We start from the raw sequence: 22388 nt of genomic DNA on the forward strand, positions 1-22388 counted from the left end.
CGCAGACGAGCCCCAGCTCCCGGCGGGGCCGGCGCCACCCCACCCCACTCACCTCGTCCCTCGGAGGGATGCCGTGATGACGGCTGCCACGACCACCCAGCATGACCACGACCTGTCCCACCTACTGCGCTCGGAGAACTTCCAGACCTGGCGCCGAGAAGTCACCGCCATCGGCGGCTGCGCCGCACCGATCCACCTGACCGGTTCCTCGCGGATCTACGACCGTGCCACCGGCACCGTCCTGGCCGAGCGAGACGGGGAGATCCTGGCCCCGTGCGGTAACCGCAGGGCGTCGGTGTGCCCGGCTTGTTCGGACCGCTACGCCTCCGACGCCTACCACCTCCTGCGCTCCGGAATGGCCGGCGGCAAGGGCGTCCCCGACACCGCCGCAGCCCACCCGCGGCTGTTCGTCACGCTGACCGCGCCGTCGTTCGGACCGGTCCACACCCGCCAAGTGACCGCCCGCGGCCTCGTCATCCCTTGCCGCTGCGGGGATAAGCACCACCGCGACGACCCGCGGGTCGGCTGCGCGCTCGACCCTGAGTCGCACGACTACGTGGGCGCGGTGCTCTGGCAAGCGCATTCCGGGGTCCTGTGGAACCGCTTCGCCATCCGACTCCGCCGCCTGCTCGCCCAGGTCCTCGGCGTCCGGGTGCGCGACTTTCGGGATCACGCCCGGCTGTCCTACGCCAAGGTCGCCGAGTACCAGCGCCGCGGGCTGGTCCACTTCCACGCCGTTGTCCGCCTCGACGGCCCCGACGGACCCTGGACCGCCCCACCGGCAGGGATCACCGCCGACGCGCTGCACATTGCGATCCGGGACGCAGCACACGACGTCTCGCTGACCGTCGACCGACCCGACGGCACCACGCAGGCGCTGGTGTGGGGGACGCAGGTCGACATTCGGCCGATCACGAGCACGACCGCGGTGGCGCTGGAGAACGACGACGGCGAAATCACCGACAACGCCCTGGCCGCCTACGTCGCCAAGTACGCCACCAAGGGCACCGGCAAGAGCGAGGCCACTGACCGCCCGATCCGCGACATCGCCCACCTCGATCACCTCGACATCACCCCGCACCACCGACGCCTGATCGAGACCGCCTGGGAGCTCGGCGGACACGAGCAGTACGAAGACCTGAACCTGCGCCGCTGGGCGCACATGCTCGGGTTCCGCGGCCACTTCCTCACAAAATCCCGCGCCTACTCCACAACGTTCGGCGCGATCCGCGGCGACCGACGCACCTACCGCCTCGGTGAGACCCTCGCCGCCCTCGACACCCCCACCGATCCCGGATCGGTGCTGGTGGTCAACGACTGGGCCGTCGTCCACATCGGCCACCGCAACGACGCCGAACGAGAGATCGCACTCGGCATCGCCGAACGACGGCGCGAACAGCGCACCACGCGAGCCCGGAAGGAGACGTCATGACCGCGCACTACCTGACCGTGCCCGAGGCGGCGGCCTACCTGAACACCTCGGTGCGCTTCGTCCGGCGGCTGATCGCCGAGCGTCGGATTGCCTTCCACCACATGGGCAGGCACGTCCGGCTCCGCGTGACCGACCTGGAGGCCTTCGTCCAGGCCGGACGGGTCGAGCCGGTAGACGTCTCCGCCGTGCGTCGACAGCTTCGGAAGGTGAGCTGATGGCACGCGGCAACCGCCCCGGGCACCGCCGATTCGGCCTGATCAGGAAGCTGCCGTCCGGGCGCTACCAGGCCTCCTACCTCGGTCCCGATGGTCGACGACGAACCGCACCCGACACGTTCGCCCGCAAGCGCGAGGCCGAGCAGTGGCTCTCGACGGTCGAGACCGAGCTGCTGCGCGACGACTGGACCGACCCGGCTCTGGGGAGGGTCCCGCTGCGTGAGTTCGCTGAGCAGTGGATCGCCGAGCACAAGATCAGCCGTAGGACCCGCGAGGAGTACGCCAGTCTCTGGGCCCTGCACCTGGCCCCGTACCTCGGCGACTACCCGCTCGGGCAGATCAGCACCGACCGCGTCCGGTCCTGGCGGTCCGCTCTCCTGAACGACGGACGTTCGGAGGATCGGACCGCCAAGGCCTACCGGCTCCTGCGCGCCATCCTCAACACCGCGGTCGACGACGGACTGATCAAGCGCAACCCGTGCCGGATCAAGGGCGCGGGCCAGCACCGGACCCCGGAGCGACCGACGGCGACGGTCGCGCAGGTCAATCGGCTCGCCGGGCTGGTGCCTCCGCGCTTCCGGGTCCTCGTCCTCGCAGCGTCGTTCACCGGACTGCGCTGGGGTGAGCTGGTGGCTCTGCGGCGCTGCGACATCGATCTCGACGGCGCAGCGATCCACGTCTACCGGCGCCTGGCCGAACACAAGAACGGAGAGATCGAAGCGGGCCCCACCAAGTCCGTGGCCGGGGCTCGCACCGTCGCTCTGCCCGACGTGCTGGTGACCGAGCTGCGCGAGCACATCGCCGAGTACGCCGAGGAAGGCACGGAGGGCCTGGTCTTCACCGGCGACCGCGACGGCCCGCTACGCCGGGGCAACTTCCACCGCGCCACCGCCTGGACCCGCACGGTCGTCGCGGCCGGCCTCCCGAGCGGCTTCCACTTCCACGACCTGCGCCACACCGGCAACCACCTCGCCGCCACGGCCGGGGCCAGCACCCGTGAGCTGATGCACCGCATGGGCCACGGCTCGATGCGGGCCGCCCTGATCTACCAGCACGCCACCAGCGAACGGGACCGAGCCATCGCGCGCCGCCTCAACGACCTGGTCCAGCGCGACGAGCACGACGACGGCTAGTTGCACGCTAGTTGCACGACAACGACGACGGCGCCCCTCCCAAGATCGGGAGTAGGCGCCGTTTCCGCTGGTAGAACCACCTGAGCGGGCGACGGGAATCGAACCCGCGTAGCCAGTTTGGAAGGAAGTTCGCGGGCTTCTTCCAGTGCCTCCACCTGCGACGATGACCGCAGTAGCGGGTGCACGGGTGTCTCTGACAACACCGTTCGCCAACAGCTCGTGTCACGCCGCGTGTCACAGCAGATCTCTATCGAGCGCGGACCACGGGCGTAAGCGACCGGTGGAACTCTGCGACCATCGGTCCCTAGGGTGCCGTCATGCCTGACGTTCCGCACCTGCCGCCAGAGCTGCGTACTCTGATCGAGCGCCGGGGCCCGCTGTCCAGCCAGCAACCGATTCGGTGGAACCGTCGCTCCTGGCTACGGCGGCTGGACGACCTGCCGGAAATCACAGTTCTTCGGGACGACTCGCTCGGGGACGAGGTCTCGCGCGAGCAAGTGACAGACGTCTTCCGAGCTGTCGGTAGAACACGGACCGTTACGGATGCCTTCGTCGCAGCGATGGTCTGGGGCTACGGACCGGTGGGCTATGGGCCGTACCGCACACGCCGGGTTCTCACCGCCAACCAGAACGCAGCGTCGCGCCTGCATGAGGTGCTGAGCGCAGCGGCAGTCGGCGACCGGAAGCGAGCGTTCGACCTCGCACGAGCGCCGGGCCTCAAGTACCTGGGCCCGGCGTTCGGCACGAAGTTCCTGTACTACGCATCCCTCACTGCCGGTAGGGACTCTGCGGTACTCCCGATCCTCGACTCCGTCGTGGCGGGATGGTTCCAGCAGAACACCACCTTCCAGCCGCGGCTCGACCTCTGGCGGTGGCAGGACTACGAGCACTACCTCCATGTCCTCCAAACATGGTCGCGTGAGCTGGATGGGATCCGCATCGACGTCCTGGAACAGCTCATCTTCGATTCCGCCTGGAGTGCAGGAACGGCTTCCCGGCAGGCGGAGGACCTCCCTTCCGCACTGCTTCGGGTGCGCGAGCTGTCGGTAGATCTGCCCGACGAGTTGCGATCGCAGGTCGAGCCGCACCTTGATGCACTCGACGATCTGGTCGGCACCGGACTCCCGGAGACCACCACTTCTGATGAGCCCGCACGGCGGTAGCTAACGCCTCCTCCCGAACGTCGACATGCCGATCGACCGCCGGATCTCGCCCTCGGGGGACAACACCATGCGCACCACTGTCCGTTCTCTCCTCGGCGCCGCCGTCATCGCCGTCGGCGTGACGAGCGGCGGCTCGGTGTACGCCGCGCAGACGATGGCCGCACCAGCGCCCTCACCAGTCGGAGCGGGTCCCGAGGCCGTGCGCTCTGCCGTGCTGCTGTCTGCCCCTCCGTCGCTGTCAACGCAATCGACGCCGCCCGCACCGCGGCCGAGGACGCCATCGCCGAGGCGACCGTGGCCGCAGCCCGACCTCGGTAGACGTGCGAGCCCGATGCCGACGCCCACGTCATCGACGGAATCGTCGTCAAACAAGGACTGTCCGGAACTCATCGCGGCTCAGGAAGACGCCCAACGCGAGTACGCCACCTCCGAAGAAGCCCAGTACGACTGGTACATCAACGGACCAGAGGCCGGGCAAATCGCCCAGGAGAACGCACCGCAGTCCTGCCGGGAACAGACCGGTATGACCACCGCCGAGTGCCAGGCTGACGCCGCCGACGGCAACGCGAGCTGACACCGGCCTCGTCATCGCACATGTAGCTCGACGATCGAGCTTACGCAGCTCAGAAGCGGCGAGCCATGATGCCGCGGACGTTGGACAGGTCCAGCTCGCCGGCCTCGGTCACGCCCGGCCAGCAGTACGCCTCCTGCTCCCCCACGAGCAGCCGGAACTCCTGTGCCCCCTCCCGTTCCGCACGCCGATGCAGCGCTTCCACGGCCTCGTCCCGCGCGTCCTGCCAGCTGACGCCTTCCCCCTCGTCAGTCCAGTCGACATTCTCTGCACCTGATCTCAGTACGCCTACCCGCCATCGCATAAAGCGAGCCTGAGCGCAGCGCCCCGGCCGCGCCAGCGGCCGGGGCGAGTTGTCCACATGTCGATCACTCACCGCGCTCGGGACCCTGGAAGGCGAGCAGATCAGCGGCGATCCGCCACGCGCTGAGCATCGACGAGTACGCGACCGCATCGGTCAGCTCCCACGTCACGGGACCGACCTGGATGCGCAGCATCGGCGGCAGGTCCCGACCGGGCTGAGCGGTCATCACATCGGTCGTCACCGCCGGTGTACCGGCGAATCGCACCATCGCCGACAGCAGCCACGGCCCGGTCGCCATCGACGGACGCCGCTCCGTGGGCAGCACGTGCGACAGCCCGCGCGCCAGCGGCGCCGCCGCGGCCCACTTCTCGGCGATCGTCGACGCCGTTAGGTGCGTCGACATGTAGACCAGGATCGTCCCCAGCGACACCCCGAGCTGCTGCTGAGGTGTTCCAGCGAACCGAAGGTCGACGCGCGTCGGGACGAGTCCAGCGACGCGAACGGCGATCGATCCGACCGAGGAGAATCCGCGCGCCGCGTCCTCGTCGGCGATCGTGGTCGTCGTGCTGGTGGTGGCGTGGTTCTGACTGCTCGCCATGCTGACCTCCCGATCAACGTCGGGCCTGTCGGCCCGGGTACCCCTTGGGGTGGCGGGGCGCTTGTTCCCCGCCGCCGCAAGGCGTCCCACCACGGCCGAAGAGGCTCGCGGGCAAGGGCAGCCCGAAGGGCTGTCGCCGAAGGCGACGCGCAGCGCCCTTTCCCGTGAGGTCGGCTGTGGTAAGCCACCGGGCCGTCAGGCCACGCCGCAGGCGTTCCACCGGGTTCTTGGCCGCGCGGCCTTGAGCGTGTCCGGAACTCTCCCACCCCGGCTCGGCCCAGGCTGACTAAGACCGCTGAGCCCACCAGAGATGGCGTTTATCGCGTCGACGAAGGTCGAGCCCGATCCCGCGGATCCGCGCACCGCCGACGAGCGATCGCGCTGCCCGAGCTGGCGCTCGCACGGGTCGCCCTACGTGCAGTCTCGGTCACACCATGGATAGCGTGACCGTGCTGCGACACGGATGGGGGGACGCGGTGGATGCCTTCGCGGTCCGGAACAAGGTGATCGACGACTACTCGTCCTTCGTTCATGGCTTCATGCACGTCAAGGACGAGCAGATCAGGACCAAGGTCGAGGAGGAAGTCGAGCGCGGCTTGTTCTGGCCTGAACCCTGGCTGGCGCTGAACCCGGCGTTCGAGTCGGGCGGCTCTGTCGGCGAGCTGGTCCGCGCCGGAGTCCTACATCCCGGCTGCGCACAGGTCTTTCGCACTGAGCCCGGGCGGGCCGGACGGGAGCTCACCCTGCACCGGCACCAGACGGACGCCATCGCGATCGCACAACGTCACGAGTCCTATGTCCTGACCACGGGAACCGGCTCCGGAAAGTCGCTCTCCTACATCGTCCCGATCGTCGACCGTGTATTGCGGGACGGCAGCGGCCGCGGGGTACGGGCGATCGTCGTCTACCCGATGAACGCGCTGGCGAACAGCCAGCTCGGCGAACTGCGTAAGTTCCTCGGTGAGAACGATCAGAAGGTTTCGTTCGCCCGCTACACCGGGCAGGAGAGTCAATCCGAGCGCGACGCGATCATCGCGAAGAAACCCGACATCCTGCTCACCAACTACATGATGCTCGAGCTGATGCTGACCCGACCGCGCGAGCGGGACGGTCTGGTCGCGACTGCCGATGAGCTGACTTTCCTAGTGCTCGACGAGTTGCACACCTACCGGGGGCGCCAGGGCGCCGACGTGGCGATGCTGATCCGGCGGCTGCGCACTGCGATCCGCCACGGAGCCGACCTGCAGTGTGTGGGCACGAGCGCGACACTCGCCGGGCCGGGAACGCTAGCCGAACAGCGCGAGGAAGTCGCGACGCTGGCGGGCCGACTGTTCGGAACCACGATCGATCCCGGCAACATCGTCGGCGAGACTCTGCGCCGGGCCACCGAGGAAATCGCCGATCGATCACGTCTGGCTGAGGCCATCGATCGAGCCCCGCCGACGTCGTTCGACTCGCTACGGCGCGACGACCTCGCGCGGTGGACCGAGGACACCTTCGGCCTTCGCGTGGTGGAGGGGCAGCTCACCCGCCAGCAACCCAAGCTGATCTCAGAGGCGGCCGCCGAACTCTCCGACCTCACTGGCCGGGACAACGTCGAGTGCGAAGAGGCGATCCGGCGCGTTCTACTAGCTGGAGCCGGCGCCCGCGACGACAACGGGCGATCACTGTTCGCGTTCAAGCTGCACCAGTTCATCGGCAAGGGCGAGACGGTGTATGTCACCCTCACCTCGCCCGAGCAGCGTTACCTCACCACCCGCTACCAGCGCAGCGCTCCGATCGAGCCAGCCGGACAGCCTCTGTTCCCGCTGGCGTTCTGTCGCGAGTGCGGCCAGGAGTTCCTGGTCGTGAACCGCACTCGGAAGGGCGAGGTGTTCAGGCCTCGGGTGGTCGGACAGCAGCTCGACGACGCTGCCGAGTCCACCGGGTTGCTGCTTATTCGGAGCAAGGACTGGCCGGCACATGACGGCCCTGATCTTCACGCTCTCCTCCCACCGGACTGGGTGGTCGAATCCGACAGCGGATCGGCGCTCGACCGGAACCGCGACACGCGCCTGCCGGAGCCGGTCCGGGTGGACCTCTTCGGCACCGTGGTCGACAGCGGTGGAACTCCGGCTGCCTACTTCGAGACGTTGCACTTCTGTCCGAACTGCCTGACCACCTACGAGAGCACCCAGCAGTCGGAGTTCTCCCGGGTCGCGAGCCTCGGCAACGGGGGGCGGGCCAGTGCGGTCTCGGTGCTGTCGCAGGCCGTCGTCCGGAACCTGCGGGAAGCAGATCTTCCGGCTGAGGCGCGCAAGTTCCTTGCCTTCTCCGACAATCGCCAGGACGCCAGCCTGCAGGCCGGACACTTCAATGACTTCGTCCTCGTCGGACTCATCCGTTCCGCGCTCTTCGCGGCGGTCGTCGAGAGCGAGAAGAAGTGGGGGGATCCCCTCACCGAGGATGAACTCGGTCTGCGCGTCGCAGCCACCCTCGGGCTGTCTCCGAACGACGTGGCCCGCACCGCGACCGACGACCCGGACGGTGAGTACGACGCCGACAAGCAGGTCAAGAAGGCGCTGAGGGACTCGGTCGCGTACCGGGTGTGGGCTGATCTGCGCCGAGGCTGGCGGATCACCATGCCGAACTTGGAGCAGACCGGCCAGCTCCAGTTGACCTACCGGTCAGTTGATCGACTCGCGACCGACGATCCGCGTTGGGAGGCCGCCGGCGAGCCCCTGGCCTCAGCCGACGCCGACACGCGTCGTTCCGTGATGCTCACGCTGCTGGACGAGATGCGTCGCAACATCTGCGTCGAGTCGGAGTTCCTCACCGAAGAGCGTTATGACGTGATCCGCCGTGCCAGCCGGCAGTGGCTGCGCGCACCATGGGCACTCGCCGAGGAGCAGGGCATCTACGCAGCGACCTGCTTTCCCGGGCCCCGGCCGTCGAGGACCGGCGCGGGCAGCGACCTCTACCTGTCCGGTCTGGGTCTGTTCGGCCGCTGGCTCCGCCGGTCCGGCCGGTTCCCCGAGCACCACCATGCCGTGTCGGTGAAGGACGCGGACGCGCTCATCGGGCACCTTCTGGAGATAATGTCGAAAGTCGGGATCCTCGAACGCGTAGAGGAGCGTCGACGGCCGGTCGGGTACCGCATCAAGGCCGGGATGATCGAATGGCGGCCAGGGTCGGGTGAGCACCGGGCCGCGGACCCACTGCGGACCAACGTCACCGAGGGGCGGGTCAACCCCTACTTCACGAACTTCTATGCGGAGGGAGCTCGCTCGCTGCGCGGGCTCGAGGCGAGGGAGCACACCGCACAGGTCAACCCGGAGCTGCGGCAGCAACGTGAGCAACAGTTCAGCGAGGCACGCCTGCCCATCCTCTATTGCTCGCCGACCATGGAGCTCGGCGTCGACATCCGCAGCCTCAATGTCGTCGGCATGCGCAACGTCCCGCCAACCCCGGCGAACTACGCACAGCGCTCCGGCCGTGCCGGGCGGTCGGGGCAGGCTGCTGTCGTCCTCACCTACTGCGCCACTGGCAACGCCCACGACAACTATTACTTCGGCCGCAGCCGGGACATGGTCGCCGGTGCAGTCGCCCCACCACGGCTTGAGCTCGGCAACCAGGATCTTGTCCGAGCCCATGCGCACGCTGTCTGGCTCGTCGAAACCGGACTGGACCTGCGTTCGAGCATGACCGAACTCGTCGACGTCGACCTGGCCGGCCAACCGCTGCACGACGATGTCCGCTCCCGCGTTCACGATCCAGGGGCAGCGGCACGTGCACAGGAAAGGATCACCGCGCTGCTCGCCGCAGCTACTCCGGTCGCCGAGTCGTCATGGTGGCGCGAGGACTGGGTCAGCCGGACCGTCACAGAGGCCGCAGCCCGGTTCGACCACGCACTCGACCGATGGCGCGGTCTCTATTCAGAAGCTCTCGTCGATCTCGACGCTGCCAATGACGTGCTCAAGACGATCAATGCCTCCGAGCAGGAGAAGGCACGTGCCCGTGGTCGCATCTCCGAGGCTCGGGCAGCGCTGGACCTCCTCAAGGGCGAGGTCGGTGACGTGAACCAAGGCGACTTCTATCCGTATCGCTACTTCGCCTCGGAGGGGTTTCTCCCTGGCTACTCGTTCCCGCGGCTCCCCCTGGCAGCGTTCATCCCGGGGGAACGACGGACGAAGAACGGTCAAGGCGACTACGTGCAGCGGCCCCGCTTCCTCGCGATCAGCGAGTTCGGTCCGGGTGCCTTCATCTACCACGAGGGTGCCCGATTCGAGGTCAACAGGGTTAGCCTCCCGGCGCGTGAGGACGGCACCGGCGTCAACATCACCGAGATCGACCGGTGCGGTCGTTGTGGGTACCTCAACGACGGCAACGGCCCGACCGGCACCACCGAGTGCGAGTACTGCGGATCCACGGAGTTGCAGAAACTGACCTCGATGATGCGGCTGCTCGCCGTGCGGACCCGGCGGCGTGACCGGATCAGCGCGGACGAGGAGGAGCGTCAGCGGGCCGGGCACGAGATCGTCACCGCGATCCGCTTCGAGCCTCGGGGTGAACGCAGCAGCCGCGTCGACAGCACCGTTCGGGACGCCGACGGGTGCTCGCTGGCCAGGCTCACCTATGGCGACACCGCGCTCATCCGCCGAATGAACGTCGGGCTGCGCCGACGGAAGAACAAGGCAGAGCGTGGCTACCTTCTCGACACGGTCGAGGGCCGCTGGAGCCCCAAGATCGATCCGAAGAATGCCGGCGACGACCGCGTCCAGCGCGTCGTGCCCTACGTCGAAGACCATCGCAATGCACTCGTCATCTCCTTCGACGCCGCTGTCCCGGCTCCCCAAAGGATGGCAGCGATGTACGCGCTCAAACGCGCCGCCGAGGCTCACTATCAGCTCGAAAGCAGCGAACTCGCCGTCGAGCCACTGCCTGAGCGGAGCGGCCCGAATGCGTGGGCCCGGCTGCTGTTCTTCGAAGCGGCCGAGGGGGGTGCGGGTGTACTGCGCCGGCTCGCCCAAGAGGACGGCCAGCTCCGACGCGTCGCCACCCGTGCGCTGGAGATCCTCCATTTCGACCCGGCGACCGGTGAGGACCGCAAACGGGCCGTGCACGCCCACGAGGACTGCGCGCAGGCCTGTTACGACTGTCTGCTGTCCTACGCCAACCAATGGGATCACCAGGAACTCGACCGCCATACGGTGCAGGACCTGCTGCTGCGATTGGCTACGTCAACGACTGAGGTCGGTGGTGCCGGCGAGGAACGTGACGCCCAGTTCGTCCGGCTTGCCGGACAGAGCAGCCCGTTCGAGAAGACCTTCCTGCGCTGGCTCGACGAGCACGGCTACCGGCTACCCGACGCCGCGCAGCAGGTCGTCGATGGGTTCTACGCGCGACCTGACTTCAGCTATCACCCAGGAGGTATGGACGTGGCGGTCTTCGTCGACGGCCCAGTACACGACGATCCCCGCCAGACCGAACGAGATGAGGCTGCCCGCGCCCGGCTGGAGGAGGAAGCTGGATGGACCGTCGTCAGGTTCCGCCATGACGATCCGAGCTGGCACGCCCTCGTCTCGGCCCACCCTGCGGTCTTCGGGCACGGGCGGGCGGGGGCGTGAGCGGCTTCCGATCCGGAACCCTCGTCCGAGCCCGCGGCCGCGAGTGGGTGGTGCTGCCCGGCGACCATGAGGATCTGATCCTCGCCCGTCCCCTCGGTGGCCGCGACGACGAGACGACGCTGCTGCTCCCTGGGGTGGAGGACGTCGCCTCCGCCCAGTTCTCCACACCCACAGTGGACGATCGCGGCGACGCCGCCCGAGCCAGGCTGCTGAGAGACGGGCTGCGGTTGTCGTTCCGCGACACGACCGGCCCCTTCCGGTCGTTCGCACAACTCGCTGTGACACCACGCAACTACCAGCTTGTCCCGCTGATGATGGCGAGCGCGCAGGACACCACGCGGATTCTCATCGCCGACGGCGTCGGAGTAGGCAAGACGGTCGAGGCAGGACTGATCGCAGCCGAACTGCTGGCCGCCGGGGACGCGACGCGGCTGGCCGTGCTGTGTTCCCCACAGCTCGCGCCGCAGTGGCAGGCCGAGCTGCGCGCCAAGTTCGGCATCGAGGCCGAGCTGCTTCTGCCATCGACCGCGAATCGGCTCGCGCGGCGGGCCGGCTTCACCTCTGTCTACGAGCACTTTCCGTACCTGATCGTGTCCACTGACTACATCAAGCAGCCCACCCGGCGCGACGAGTTCGCCGTGCACTGCCCCGAACTGGTCATCGTGGACGAGGCTCACACCTGCGTCGCCCCCACCGGTGTCGGACGAAGCAGCGCACACCAGCGCTACACCCTCTTGCGTCGCTTGGCCGACGACCGGAACCGGCATCTGCTCCTGCTCACCGCTACCCCGCACAGCGGAGACGACGGAGCCTGGCAGTCCCTGGTCGGGTTGCTCGACACCCGCCTCGCCGCGCTCCCAGCAGACCTGTCCGGGCCCGAGAACGACGCGAATCGCAAGCTGTTGGCCCGATACCTCGTACAGCGCCGTCGTGCCGACATCCGTGAGTACACGGCGGGCGAGGAGACCGAGGGCACCCCGTTCCCGGAACGGGAGCACACCGAGGAGTCCTACACGCTCACGCCGGACTACCGGCGGCTGTTCGAGCGCGTGCTCGACCACGTCCGCGAGCGGGTGTCCGACCCGAGCCTGAGCACAGTGCGCCAGCGAGTCCGGTGGTGGTCGGCGATCGCGCTGCTCCGCTCGATGGCGTCCAGCCCAGCCGCGGCCGAGCAGACACTGCGTGCCCGGTCCGGACTCGACGTCGACAGCGTCGAGGCCGCTGATGCCCTGGCCGTCCCGCTGGTCCTCGACGCCGACGCCGACGATGCGGTGGAGGGCGAGGACACTGGCCTCGGGGCGGACACCGGCGCCGCCGCCGATGTCCAGCAGACCAACGACGCCCGTGCTCGCCGGGCGCTGCTCGGTTTCGCCAAGGACGCCGCCGCGCTACGCGGCCCGAAGGGCGATGCGAAGCTGAAGCGGCTCCTGCCCATGATCGACCTCTTGGTCGGCGACGGCTTCCATCCCATCGTCTTCTGCCGCTACATCGCAACCGCCGAGTACGTCGCAGAGCACCTCACGACCGTGCTCGCCCGCAAGCACCCGACCGCCCGCGTCGAGGCCGTTACGGGACTGCTGCCGCCCGAGGAGCGCGAGGCGCGGGTCGAGCAGCTCACCGCCCACGACGGTCCGCATATCCTCGTCGCGACCGACTGTCTGTCCGAAGGTGTCAATCTGCAGGAAGGGTTCTCCGCGGTCCTACACTACGACCTCGCCTGGAACCCGACCCGTCACGAACAGCGCGAAGGCCGGGTCGACCGGTTCGGTCAGATGTCCCCCACGGTCCGCGCGATCACGTACTACGGCACCGACAACCGCATCGACGGAGTGGTGCTCGACGTGCTGCTGCGCCGCCACGAGGCGATCCGCCGGAGCACCGGGGTATCTGTTCCGGTTCCTGCGGACTCCACCGAGGTCATGACGGCGATCTGGGAGTCGCTGCTATTGCGCGGTGGAGACGCCGAGCAGCTCGCGTTCGACCTGCCCCGCATTACCGCGGACTCGGCGACCGGTGACGTGCTGACCCGTTGGGAGAACGCAGCGGAGCGGGAGAAGACGTCTCGCTCGCGGTTCCGCCAGGCCGGCCTGCATCCGGACGAGGTGGCCGCCGCTCTGTCCGCCGTGCGCCGCAGCCTCGGCGGGCCGGCGGATGCGGAGCGGTTCGTCCGCACCGCGCTGAGCCTGATGTCCGGCCAGATCGCGGACACCGATGACGGCTTTGAGGTGCTGGTCGACACTTTGCCCCGTGCACTCGTGGACCAGTTGCCGCCGCGCCGCCGCGATCGGCTCCGCTTCCATCGGGCCCTGCCGGCGCCGCCCGGAGCCCCGTTGCTGCAGCGGACAGATCCGACCGTCGAGGCCATCGCCCGCTACGTGCTCGACGCCGCGCTGGATCCCTTGCTGCCGGAGATCGCGCGGCCCGCCAGACGCGCGGCCGTCGTTCGCAGCGCCGCAGCGTCCGCGGTGACGACGTTGCTCGTCGTGCGGTTTCGAATCGAGCTGATCGTTCCCGGCAGCCGGCGCATCGTCACCCAGGTCGCAGAGGACGCACGTTTCCTGGCGTACCGAATCTCAGCTGGGCAGGTCGTCTGGCTCGACGACGACGCCGTTGCCGAGCTTGTCGCCGCCGAGCCCCGGGGCAACGTCCACGACGACCTGGCTCGCACCCAGCTCCAGCGTGCCCTGGACCGGCTGCCCGACCTGCAGGCCGAGCTCGTCGCCCGCGGGGAACGCGCCGCGGACGCCACCGCCGCCGAGCACCGCGGAGTCCGTGCGAGCAGCGGTCAGACGCGCCGCGGACTCACGGCCCGGCTGCTGCCACCGGCCGACGTGCTCGGCGTCTACATCTACCTGCCCGGAGGAGCCTCGTGACCGCCACCGTGATGTCGTCGTTCAGCGCCGTCACCACGACCGGCGCCGTGCTACCGGCCGACGCGCTCGCCCGCGCCGTCGATCTGCAGATGCCGGGTCAGGCCCCCGCGGACTACGGCCTCGTACCCGGCCAGGGTGTGAACGCCGCAGTGGCCCGCGCATGGGAACAGTGCCTGCTCGCGCATCGTGCCTGGCGTAATGCCCTGGCCGAAGGCACCGTTCCGGACGGCGCCGACGCGCTCACCCGCAAGCGCTGGTTGCACCCGCTGCTCTACGAGCTCGGGCACGGCAACCCGGTGTGGGTGGACGGCATCGAGGTTCCGCCGGCGCTCGGCCAGTCCGAACCGGAACGGCTCCGCATCACCCACCGGATGACATGGCCCGCGAACGCGGCCGAACCCGAGGCGGGCGTACCGATCCACCTGATCGGCGCCGAACGCGACCTCGACACCCGCCCGGAGCGGCAGCTGCGTTCCCCGAACGCACTCGTCCAGGAGTTCCTCAACCGCCATCCCCGCTACCTATGGGGGATCCTGTCCAACGGCCACACGCTGCGCGTCATGCGCGACGCGTCGAGTCTCGCCCGGCAGGCGCACGTCGAGTTTGACCTCGACGACATCTTCGACAACCAGCGCTACGCCGACTTCCGGCTGCTCTGGCTCACCGTCCACGCCACCCGCTTCGCCCCCGTCGCCGAGACACCGAATGCGACCGACCCCGACGGCGAGGGAGACGATGGCGAACCGGCCGAGACCCCACCGCTGAGCGCGGAGACCTGCCTGCTGGAACGCTGGCGGACAACCGCCATCGCCGACGGCGCTCGCGCCCTCAAAGCGCTGAGGCTCGGCGTGGCCCGGGCCATCGAGCACCTCGGCACCGGGTTCGTGTCCCACCCGGCCAATATCGCCCTGGTCGACGCGCTGCGCCATCGTCCGAACGCTGCCGACGACCTGCGCCGCAGCCTGCTGCGGGTCGCCTACCGGCTGCTCGTCCTGTTCGTCGCCGAGGACCGCGGCCGACTGCATCCACACAACGCCGACTCGGTTGCCCGCGACCGCTACACGCGACACTTCTCCACCGCCCGGCTACGGCGGCTCGCCGCGACCCGGCCGGGCACCCCGCACACCGACCTGTGGGCTGCACACCTGCTCGTCACCGACGGGCTGGCCGGCGACGGTCGCCCGGAGATCGCGGTGCCGGGCATCGCTGCGTCCCTGTTCGAACGGCGGTTTCTCAACGACCTCGACGGCGCGGTCCTGTCCAACAGAGCGTTGCTCGACGCCGTCCGCGCACTGTCCAGGATCGTCGACCCGGTCACCGGCGTCGAGCGGCCGGTCGACTTCCGCAATCTCGACAGCGAGGAGCTCGGCGGAGTCTACGAAGGACTGCTCGCCTACCAACCCCGTTACGACCCGCAGCGCCGCACCTTCAGCCTCACCGAGGCGGCCGGCAACGAACGCAAGAAGTCCGGCTCCTACTACACCCCGACCGGGCTGATCGAGCTCGTGCTCGACGAGGCCCTCGACCCGCTGATCGTGGAAGCCCGTCGGGCCCACGATGCCGAAGCGGCGCTGCTGGGACTCACCGTCGTCGACCCGGCGGTCGGCAGCGGACACTTCGTCGTCGCCGCGGCCCGGCGGATCGCGAAGGCGCTCGCCATCGCCCGCACCGGCGACCCGGAGCCGGGCCGCCCGACGCTCGATGCAGCGATCGCCGACGTCGTCGAGCACTGTGTGTTCGGCGTGGACGTCAACGAGCTCGCCATCGAGATCACCAAGGTCGCGCTGTGGATGGAGGCGTTCGACGGCTCGCGGCCGCTGCCGTTCCTCGACACCCACTTCAAGGTCGGCAACGCGCTCCTGGGCGCCACCCCGAAGCTGCTCGCGGACGGCGTCCCGGATGCCGCGTTTACTGTGCTCACCGGGGACGACAAGGAGTGGACCCGCAAGCTGAAGGCTCGCAACAAGACCGAGCGGGCCAGATCCCGCAACCAGCTCTGGCTCGACCTCGGTGCCGAGAACGGCAATGCGGGCCTCGCGAACAAGGTCCGCGCGATCGATGAGCAGAAGGTGAGCACCGCCGACGAGGCCCGCGCTCGCGCCGACGCCTGGCGGGCGTTCGAGACGAAGGATCCGGAGCTCGCGGCCCTGCGGTTCGCCGCTGACGCCTGGTGCGCGGCCTTCGTTCAGCCGAAGCGCCCGACCGACATCCCCGGCATCACCCACGCCACCGTCGCCCGAATCGCCGACGGTGACTCCGATGTGCCTGCTCGGGTGCGGGACACCGTTCTGCAGAAAGCCCGTCAGCATCGCTTCTTCCACTGGCATCTGGAGTTTCCGACGATCTTCACCGTGCCCGCAGCCGGGGACGACGACGTCGACCTCTCCACCGGGTGGCGGGGCGGGTTCTCCTGCGTGGTCGGCAACCCGCCGTGGGAACGGGTGAAGATCCAGGACAAGGAGTTCTTCGCCGCTTGCGGCGCCGATGCGATCGCGAACGCGTCGACCGCAGCGATCCGCAAGCGGATGATCGCCGAGCTGGAGTTCGAGGCCCCGGATCTGTTCGCGAGCTACCAGGACGCGCAGCGGGAGTCCGATGCGGTGATTCATCTGGTGCGCAGCGGCGGACGGATGCCGCTGACGTCGTCGGGGGACGTCAACACATACAGCGTGTTCGCCGAGACCTTCCGCACGCTCGTGGCCGAACAAGGAGCCGCCGGTATCATCACGCCTACCGGACTGGCGACGGACAAGACAACGTCCGAATTCTTCGGCGACACCCTGGAAGCGAAGCGGCTGCTCGCGTTCTATGACTTCGAGAACGAGGCCAAGGTTTTCGCTGGTGTCCACAACCAGTTCCGGTTCGCTGCCACCGTGATGAGCGGCCCGCACCGAGTCGCAGCGACGACCCGATTCGCCTTCTACACACGTTACCTGACGGATGTCCCCGAACGTCGATTCGATCTCGCGGCCGAAGAAGTCGTGTTGATGAACCCCAATACCGGAACGCTGCCGGTGTTTCGGACCCGGCGCGACGCTGAGATCACCCTGAAAGCATATCGGCGGCATCCGGTACTCATCCGTGACGGTGATGCACCAATCAATCCGTGGGGGCTCGACTTCTGCCGGTTGTTCGATATGGCGAACGACTCGGAGTTGTTTCTGGCCGAGAAGGATCTTGGCGGATCAGACTTCGACGGTTGGTCCTATCACGGGCACGGCCGTGAACGGACTCCTCTCTATGAGGCGAAGATGCTCGGGCACTTCGACCACCGTTACTCCACCTACCGCGACGCCACCCAAGCCCAGCTGAATAAAGGCACATTGCCCCGCCCGTCCGCCGCCCAGCACGACGACCCGAACATGGAACCGCTGGCTCGCTACTGGGTCGACGGCGCCGCTGTCCGCGACAGGCTCGCGCTGCGCTGGGACCGAGCTTGGCTTCTCGGCTGGCGGGACATCGCCCGGGCCAGTGACATGCGGACGTTCGTTCCATCGGTGCTGCCGACCAGCGCCGTCGGGCACGTTTTCCCTCTAGCTTTTCCGAAGGTTCCGGCGCACGGGCCGCTCCTACATGCGGTCTGGTCGTCACTTGCGTTCGACTACGTGGCTAGGCAAAAGCTCAGCGGCACTCACATGACGTACAACATCGTCAAGCAGCTCGCTTGCCCGCCGCCCACCACCTTCGACCAGCCCACCGACTGGCTGCCAGAGCAGACGCTCGAACGCTGGGTGCTTCCGTACGTCCGCGAGCTCGCCTACACCTCGTGGCGCCTGCGCCCCTACGCCCTCGACATGGGTGATGAGGGTCCGCCGTTCTGCTGGGACACCGAACGGCGCGAGCTGCTCCGGGCCGACCTCGACGCGGCGTTCCTCCACGTCTACGGACTCGATCGCACCGAGGCCGAGCACGTGCTCGACTCGTTCTTCGTCGTCCGCAAGTACGAGGTGCGCGACCACGGCGAGTTCCGCATCAAGCGCCTCGTTCTAGACGCCTACGACCGTATGGCCGCCGCGACCGCTCGTGGCGGACACGGATGGCTGCCTCTCGCCGACATTCCGGCAGGGGCGGGACCGCGGCACCCTGCTCGCCCCGCACAGGAAGGAATCCGGTAGTGCACTCGTCGGAGCTCCAGTTCCGCCGCCGCTGGTACGAAGCTCACGCTCGGCAATTCGCCGCTGACCCCGCAGTCGAACGCGAGTCCACCACCCGTCAGGCGGGCTTCGCCCGTAGCGCTGAGGAGGCCCTGGGGCATCTCGCCACCCTGCGCCGTACCGGCGACGTCGAAAGCTTCCGGGCGATGATGCAGGCGTGGGCGGTCAAGCCGGACACAGTCGCGTTCAACGGATTCGCCGGCCAGATGTTGCTCAACCAGCTGGTCAAGCGCAGTGAGGACCCGTACCGCACCGGTTCCCTTCTCGCTGAGGCGCTCACTGCCCCCGACGACATCGACGGGGCCACCGCGAAGATCCGCAGCGTGGTCGACGCCATCGACGCCGTCCGCAGCGGTGGACAGCCCGCCCCACGCAGCGCGGCGTTTCTGCTGTCCTACTTCTGGGCCCTCGCCGACCGGCGGTGGCCGATCCACTGGACCAGCGCCGCATCGTTCGTCGAGTTCATCACCGGTGTTCCTCTACCGAAACCTGTCGACGAGCGCTATCGCGAGTTCACCACTCGGGCGCAGGAACTCGACACCGACGTCGACCGGGTCGAACGGGTCGCCCGGTGGTGGGAGAACAATCGGCCCACAGTCGTCGATCCCGTGCTGATCGACCGGTGCGCGTTCGGTGCGGACGCCGATGCGGTGGACCATGACGACCTCATTCGCAACGCCGCCGCGCTTGTTGCGTTCGCCCGCTACACGCGCGACTTGGGAGCCGATGTCGAGAAGGAAGCGGGACGTCCGCTGCAGAGCGCCGCACCGGCTCGGGACTGGAAGGACGGCCGTCCTCGCGCCGACACCTGGGTCGACTGGACCGACGGCCGAACCGCCCCCGGCATCCGCATCTGGATCAACGCCCAGGGCATGGGCATTGGCGTCAAGCCCGGGCTTCCCCGGTCCGGCTGGTACGACGAGGCCGCCGCCGTCATCAGTGACCACCCTGTTCCAGGCTTCGGGGTCCTCGGGGCACGCGGGAGCCGGCGCGGCGAGGACGCCGGATTCGTCGGTTCTGCCGGCGAGTTCCTCTACGGTCGCTGGTTCGACCGCGACCAGCTCACCGAGCTCGACCTTCGCGCCGAACTACTCAGCACGGTCGAGCGCGCCCGGCCGGTACTGGATGAACTGATCACCCTCGCGGGTGGAGAACCGGGAACTGCGCGGCCAACCACGGCCCCCGACCCCCTCGTCGCACTCGCCGAAGAGTTCCGCAGATGGGGGTACCCGCGCCCCGCAGACGACATCGACCGCGCCGCCCGAGCGCGGTTCGCCGACCTGCTTGCCGACGGCGCGTTACCGGATCAAGATCCGGCGGAGCTGCGCAGGATCTGGAACACCCAGGCTTACGGTGGCCCCGGGCCGATGGCCCCGCTCAACGCCGCCCTCCGCGATCCGGCGACCTACGACCAGTTCCTCGACACTGTTCGCTATCTCTGTCACGGAGACGGCGAGGACGCCGACCGGATCGACGCGGTCCTCGCCGACCCACAGTGGAAGATCCACGGGCTCGGCGAGAGCGTCTGCATGAAGCTTTTGGCGATCACCCGTCCCGAACGGTTCTTGCCGGTCTTCCCCTACAAGGGCGAGCATGGCAAACACCGCCTGCTGCAGCTCCTCGGTCTGCCGGACCCGACCGCGACGAGTCGCGGACACGTTCAGGTCGATGCCAACGACCGGCTACGCCGCCGAGTCGAGCACCTGTTCCCCGGTGACCCGTGGGGGATGAGCCGATTCCTGCTCTGGTACGTCAGCCGCGAACCCGAGCGGACCGACGACGATCCGATCGCCGACCTCGCCGAAGACCTGCTGATCGACCGAGCCTTCCTCGACGAGATCATCGAGCTGCTCCGCGACAAGGGGCAGGTCGTTCTCTACGGGCCACCCGGCACCGGGAAGACGTACATCGCCAAGAAACTCGCTGAGGTACTTGCCCCCGACCGCCGACGACGCAGCATTGTGCAGTTCCATCCGTCGACCTCTTACGAGGACTTCGTGGAGGGATATCGCCCGCAGACCGTCGACGGTGCTGTTGCCTACTCACTCACCGACGGCCCGCTGCGGGCTCTCGCCGGAAGAGCGAAGGAAGCGCCTGGGACCCGTCACGTCATGCTCATCGACGAGATCAATCGTGGGAACCTGCCGAAGATCCTCGGCGAGCTGCTATTCCTGCTCGAGTATCGCGGTGAGCAGGTCGGCACCCTCTACCGACCCGACGAGGCGTTCGAGCTGCCTCCCGACCTGTGGTTCATTGGCACCATGAACACCGCGGACCGCTCGGTCGCTCTGATCGACGCTGCCCTACGCCGCCGCTTCCACTTCGTTCCCATCTACCCTGACAGCGGCCCGCTGGAAGGTTTGCTGCAGCGTTGGCTGAAGAAGCACGACGAACCCGCCTGGGTCGCCGGGCTCGTCGGCATGGTCAATGGCGAGCTCATCGACGCACTCGGTGGGCCGCATCTGCAGATCGGGCCCAGCCACTTCATGCGCCGCGGTCTCGATGAGACTGCTGTGGCGCGGATCTGGCGCTACAACGTGGAACCATTCGTGGAAGACCAATTCTTCGGCGACCAGGCCCGAATCGATCGGTTCCGCTGGGCCGAGGCGTGGCGGCGGTACCAGGACTGGTCCGGCTCCCAGGGGTCATCGAACGCGGACGCTGAGGAGTGAATTCGTCGACGCTCGTGCTGCACGAGCATTCGTCGGCGATCCATACTCTGCCCGACCAGAGCGCGAGGGCACTGACCACGATCGCCCCGCACGCACTGTCGGTGGCGCCGACCGCACGGGCCGGGGAATGGAAGATCTCCGCGACCAAGTTCGTCGGATCGGTCTCGGTCACAGGTCTCCGCGTGCTCATACGTCCCAAGGTCCGTCCGGAGAACGTGTTCCTGTTCCTCTCGGCCGGCCTTCCTCACTCTGCATGGCGGGACGAGGCATTCGACTACGCCGCTGACGGAGATCTACTTCCCGCTGTGCTCAGCTTCTTCGCGCGGACGGTCGAGACCACGCTCGCCCGAGGGGTGCTGAGGTCCTACCGAGAACGACACGAAGCCCTCGCCACCGTCAGAGGTCGCATCGACTTTCCGGCCCAGCTCCGGCGGGCGGCACTCGATCTCCCGGTCGCGTGCCGATACGACGACTACACCACCGACAACGACGAAAACCGCTACCTCCGCGCCGCCATCCGTTCGGCCTTACGCTCACCCCAACTGCCGCCTCCGGACCGGCATCGCCTGATCCGCGCCTTGGCCGGGCTGGACGAGGTGGCCGACGCCGCGCCCACGGCGGACGATATCGAGCGCATCATCATGACCCGACTCAACGAGCATTACCGGCCCGCGCTGCGACTTGCCGAGATCGTCCTGCGGAACCTGTCTCTGGTCGATATCGAGGGACGTCGATCCGCCTCTGCCTTCCTCGTGGACATGCCTGATCTGTTCGAGCGGTGGGTCAGCGGAGGACTCGCGGCCCGGCTGCGGGGACGGCTCCATGTCGACACCCAGACCCATCGCAGGCTCGATGTCGGTGGCCGCATCCCGTTGCGCCCCGACCTGGAGTTCCGGCGTCGTAGCGAAGTCGTCGGTGTCGCTGACGTCAAGTACAAGATCAGCGACGACGCACGGGCCCGTGGCGACGACTACCGCCAGGTGCTCGCGTATACCGTCGCGCTCGGCCTCGACGACGGTGTGCTCATCTACTGCCGAGCTGGGGACGGACGCTCGGAGAGCGCCGCCACTGTCGTTCGCAGCGGGACCCGACTGCACGTCCTCACGATCGATGCCGGCGGCACCGTCGACGCCGTGCTGACCGATCTTGACGTTCTGGCGGATTCCATCGCCGCACGCTGTAGTTCCGCAGCACTGCCGATCGGGGGCTCCCCATGACAACCGGATCCACCCAGCAGGTGGCGGCTCACGCCCGTCGCCTCGTCATCGAACAGATCGAGCGCCGCGGCGGCACGGCTCGCGAAGTTCCGGTCGGACGCCGTACCGAGGTGCATATGGACGGCCCGGACGGCCTCCGCCGGCTCCGAGTGGTGAGTCGGCGTCGCGGGGACTGGCAGTCCAGCATCCGCAACGGAGACACCGAGACTGAGCCCGATCGCTTCTGGGTGTTCGTCGATCTGTCCACCGAGCGTCCCGAGTTCCACATCGGGGCCGAGGAGGAGGTAGTGCACGGCATCCGCACCCGGCATGAGGCGTACCTCCGTCGCAACGGCGGCCATCGTGCATTCAACGACGCCTCGCTGCACTGCAGCATCCGGACCCGCGACATCGATGGATACGCCCGACGCTGGGACCTGCTCGGATTCGATTAGAAGGGCGTTGTTCAGA

At 68.2% G+C, this 22388-nt stretch carries 13 protein-coding genes; 11 read left to right on the forward strand and 2 right to left on the reverse strand.

All coding sequences use genetic code 11. The features are described from left to right. The first annotated feature begins 76 nt into the window (after positions 1–76). The 5 genes from DMP17_RS39585 to DMP17_RS39605 all read left to right on the forward strand — a co-directional run bounded on the left by DMP17_RS39585 (position 77) and on the right by DMP17_RS39605 (position 4517). A complete protein-coding gene (locus DMP17_RS39585; protein WP_337832225.1) occupies positions 77–1432 on the forward strand; it encodes a replication initiator in 1356 nt (451 codons plus the stop codon). Continuing rightward, positions 1429–1647 carry a helix-turn-helix domain-containing protein gene (locus tag DMP17_RS39590; RefSeq protein ID WP_208824972.1) on the forward strand — a complete coding sequence of 73 codons (219 nt, stop codon included), beginning with the start codon at positions 1429–1431 and terminating at the stop codon, positions 1645–1647. The genes DMP17_RS39585 and DMP17_RS39590 overlap by 4 nt, the downstream gene beginning before the upstream one ends. Then, positions 1647–2780, forward strand: coding sequence for a tyrosine-type recombinase/integrase (locus DMP17_RS39595; protein ID WP_337832226.1), 1134 nt, complete (start codon positions 1647–1649; stop codon positions 2778–2780). The genes DMP17_RS39590 and DMP17_RS39595 overlap by 1 nt, the downstream gene beginning before the upstream one ends. Positions 2781–3097: 317 nt before the next feature. Further along, entirely contained in the window at positions 3098–3943 is an 846-nt protein-coding gene (locus DMP17_RS39600) for an 8-oxoguanine DNA glycosylase OGG fold protein (RefSeq protein WP_337832227.1), read from the forward strand. Positions 3944–3968: 25 nt separating this feature from the next. Further along, positions 3969–4517: a hypothetical protein gene (locus DMP17_RS39605; RefSeq protein WP_337832228.1), complete on the forward strand. Its 549-nt coding sequence runs from the start codon at positions 3969–3971 to the stop codon at positions 4515–4517. Positions 4518–4566: 49 nt separating this feature from the next. Here DMP17_RS39605 and DMP17_RS39610 read toward each other — a convergent pair whose 3' ends face one another. Next, on the reverse strand, positions 4567–4719 hold the full coding sequence (locus DMP17_RS39610; RefSeq protein WP_337832229.1) for a hypothetical protein: 153 nt from the start codon (positions 4717–4719) through the stop codon (positions 4567–4569). Positions 4720–4882: 163 nt separating this feature from the next. Next, positions 4883–5416, reverse strand: coding sequence for a hypothetical protein (locus DMP17_RS39615; RefSeq protein ID WP_337832230.1), 534 nt, complete (start codon positions 5414–5416; stop codon positions 4883–4885). Between the two features lie 443 nt (positions 5417–5859). Here DMP17_RS39615 and DMP17_RS39620 point away from each other — a divergent pair, with 443 nt between their 5' ends. From DMP17_RS39620 to DMP17_RS39645, 6 genes are read left to right on the forward strand one after another with little or no spacing between them, the layout of a single operon-like run. Beyond that, positions 5860–11022, forward strand: a complete 5163-nt coding sequence (locus tag DMP17_RS39620; RefSeq protein ID WP_337832231.1) for a DEAD/DEAH box helicase — start codon at positions 5860–5862, stop codon at positions 11020–11022. Then, a complete protein-coding gene (locus DMP17_RS39625) occupies positions 11019–13895 on the forward strand; it encodes a helicase-related protein (protein WP_337832232.1) in 2877 nt (958 codons plus the stop codon). Before DMP17_RS39620 ends, DMP17_RS39625 begins: the two co-directional genes overlap by 4 nt. Then, positions 13892–18010 carry an Eco57I restriction-modification methylase domain-containing protein gene (locus DMP17_RS39630; RefSeq protein ID WP_337832233.1) on the forward strand — a complete coding sequence of 1373 codons (4119 nt, stop codon included), beginning with the start codon at positions 13892–13894 and terminating at the stop codon, positions 18008–18010. The genes DMP17_RS39625 and DMP17_RS39630 overlap by 4 nt, the downstream gene beginning before the upstream one ends. After that, positions 18010–20721: an McrB family protein gene (locus DMP17_RS39635; RefSeq protein ID WP_337832234.1), complete on the forward strand. Its 2712-nt coding sequence runs from the start codon at positions 18010–18012 to the stop codon at positions 20719–20721. Before DMP17_RS39630 ends, DMP17_RS39635 begins: the two co-directional genes overlap by 1 nt. Continuing rightward, positions 20718–21938 carry an McrC family protein gene (locus tag DMP17_RS39640; protein WP_337832235.1) on the forward strand — a complete coding sequence of 407 codons (1221 nt, stop codon included), beginning with the start codon at positions 20718–20720 and terminating at the stop codon, positions 21936–21938. The genes DMP17_RS39635 and DMP17_RS39640 overlap by 4 nt, the downstream gene beginning before the upstream one ends. After that, a complete protein-coding gene (locus tag DMP17_RS39645; protein WP_337832236.1) occupies positions 21935–22372 on the forward strand; it encodes a hypothetical protein in 438 nt (145 codons plus the stop codon). The genes DMP17_RS39640 and DMP17_RS39645 overlap by 4 nt, the downstream gene beginning before the upstream one ends. Positions 22373–22388 lie beyond the last annotated feature (16 nt).

The organism is Pseudonocardia sp. TMWB2A (genome assembly GCF_017312135.1).